The sequence below is a fragment of the Kitasatospora putterlickiae genome (genome assembly GCF_039527695.1).
Taxonomy (GTDB): Bacteria; Actinomycetota; Actinomycetes; order Streptomycetales; family Streptomycetaceae; genus Kitasatospora; species Kitasatospora putterlickiae.
Genome location: NZ_BAAAKJ010000481.1, coordinates 1 through 2,650, shown reverse-complemented (window position 1 = coordinate 2,650; position 2,650 = coordinate 1). Strand labels below are relative to the sequence as shown.

Here is a 2,650-nt window from a genome sequence, read left to right as displayed (position 1 = left end):
ACGGCGTGCCGGAGCCGCCGCTGTCCGGAGCGTGGGTGCCGCCGCCCGCCCCGCCGCCGGCCGGCGCACCGCTCGTGGCGGGCTGCTGGACCAGACGCAGGGGCGCGACGTCCTCGCTTATGTCGTCGAAGAGCTGGTCCACCAGGTGCGCCTGGGTGATCAGCTGGACCGGGAGCCGGGACTGCAGCTCGGCCCAGGTGCCGTCCTCGTCCTGGGCGAAGCCGGCCAGGGTGCGCATCGGGTCGAGCGAGCCGTTGTTGCGGTAGATCGCGCGCAGCAGGTCGCGCCCCTTGAGGGCGTCGGCGTGCATGGCGTCGAGGGCCTTGCGCACCTGCTCGACGGTGCCCGGGCTGAGCGCGCCGTCGGAGTCGGCCCGGCCGACCAGGGAGCGCGCCTCGCCGAGGCGGGTGGCCGCGTTGTCGAGGAGCAGTTCGCCGCGTTCGCTGTCGGAGCCCGCCAGGTTGAGCCGTAGGCCCTCCAGCCCGCGCTTCATGCCGTACAGCGGGTCGCCGGGAAGGGCGTTGCCGCTGGCGGCCGCCGCACCGGCGAAGCTGCCGACGGCGAGTCCCGCGACCAGCCCGCCGATCGCGAACCGGCGGCTCCAGCGCCCGCGTGGCGCGGTGCGGACGGCCCGGTGGCGGCGCTGCCGTGGCACGGTGGCGCCCGGGCCGCCCGCGAGGGCCTGCTCGAACGCGGCCATCAGCTGGGCGCGTTGGACGGTCCGGACCTCGTGGTCGAGTTCCGGGGCGGGCAGCGCGCCGAGCGCGCCGACCGTGTCGATGAGTTCCGCCATCGCGGCCGAACCGGCGTGTCCGCCGGCGGTGTTGGCCGTTCCGTCGCCCTCGGCGGCGCGTCGCTCCGCCTGGTGGGCCTCCAGCGCCTCGGCGAAGGCCTTCGCGCGCCGGTGCTCCAGCACGTTTGCCGTCACGGGCCACACCTCCCTTCGTCGTTGTCGACACCCCGGCCTGCCGGACGGTTGCCCCGGCAAGCCAAAGCCACTCCATCGGGTGAGAGGTCGCAATTCGACTTGACCGTACGCCTGGTGGAGGTTTGCACGCTGGCCAACGAGCGGTGCGGGCGGTCGGTTACGCGCGGCTGATCATCGGACCGACCGTTCACCCGGATGTGTCGGGCCGTCCCGGAAGGTGACGGCCCGCCCCCTATCCGTCCCGCCGCGTCCCCGGAGCCCTCCCCGGACGACCGCCGGCTCATCGCGCGTCGGGCGGGAGCAGACGGGCCAGGGTGCGCACGGCGCGGTACTGGAGGGTCTTGATGGCGCCCTCGTTCTTGCCCATGATCCGGGCGGTCTCGGCGACCGAGAGCCCTTGCAGGAAGCGGAGGGTGACGCACTCCTGCTGCTGCGGGTTCAGCCGGCGGACGGCCTCCAGCAGGGCGGCGTTGGAGAGCGACTCCAGCACCGACTCCTCGGGGCTGCGCTCGCACTCGTTGGAGTCGAGCATCTCGCCGGTGGTGACCTCCAGCCGGAAGCGGCTGGACTTGAAGTGGTCGGCGACCAGGTTGCGGGCGATGGTCACCAGCCAGGCGCCGAAGTCCCGGCCCTGCCAGGTGAAGGTGCCGATCCGGCGCAGCGCGCGCAGGAACGTCTCGCTGGTGAGGTCCTCGGCGGTGGCCCGGCTGCCGACCCGGTAGTAGATGTAGCGGTAGACGGTGTCCGCGTAGTGGTCGTAGAGCCGGCCGAAGGCCTCGCTCTCACCGGCCTGGGCCCGCTCGACCAGCTCCATGATCGGGTTGTGCTCGGTCTCGTAGCCGGGGCCGGTGGTGGTGCGGGAGCGTCCCCGGCCGCCGGTGGCGCCGGTGCGGCCGCGAGCGCCGGTGCCGGCCGATCCGGCGGCGGTGGTGCGCAGCAGCGGGCCGCCGGCGGCGGGTCCGTGGCCGAACGCGGCTCCGGCGGGAGCGAGTTGGGGGGTGGCGGCGAGCTGGCTGCGGAGCAGGGTGCGCAGCAGGTCCAGGCCGGTGGAGATCTGCCGGGGCGGGACGGGGCGGCCGCGCAGGCCGGCACGGGAGCGCAGGGGCGCGGACGACGGGCGGGAGGGTGCAGGCGCGTCGTTCCGGACGGGTGGGTACACGGGACTCCCAGAGGCAGAACTGTGGACGGATCACCTCCGCCTGCGCGGAGAGCACGCCCGTCCCGCCCGGCCGTGCCTGGGGCGGGTGGGTGACGTGCATCCAGGAGAGAATAACGCTTTGTGCAATGACAGCTACACCGTGTGGTCGAAGTGGTCGTTTGGGATCCGCGTGGGGCGCATATCCGGCTGACACTGACCGAACGTGTCGGCGAGAGGCTGGCCCAACGTGACAGAACGGGTGCGCCAGGTGACCAATTAGGCGGTACGGCGGGCGGTTTCCCGGCCCGGGGGTCAGATAATCCCCGAGTTTCGCGAGGTGGCGAACGATCAGATCCGGTCACCGGGTGTCGGGTTCGGTCGGCGGGTCGGGACGGCCCCGCGGCACGCGGGAGTTCGCCCGTACGAGCGGCCTGGTCAGCGTGCGGATTGACCGCGCTCACCCCGGCGAGGGGCGCCCGGACGAGGGGCCGTGGAACGGGTCCGCGACCCGCTCGGGGCCGGTCGGCGGCCGGGGCGGCTCAGGCGCGGTGCCGGCGGTGCAGCGCGACCCCGGCCGCCGTCGC

General features: G+C 74.0%; 2 protein-coding genes. Both read right to left on the bottom strand.

What is annotated here, in order from left to right:
* On the bottom strand, positions 1-928 hold a 928-nt coding region (locus ABD308_RS37405), incomplete at its 3' end, for a DUF5667 domain-containing protein (protein ID WP_344345122.1).
* 280 nt (positions 929-1,208) lie between these two features.
* On the bottom strand, positions 1,209-1,970 hold the full coding sequence (locus ABD308_RS37400) for an ECF subfamily RNA polymerase sigma factor, BldN family (protein WP_425554956.1): 762 nt from the start codon (positions 1,968-1,970) through the stop codon (positions 1,209-1,211).
* Positions 1,971-2,650: the final 680 nt, after the last annotated feature.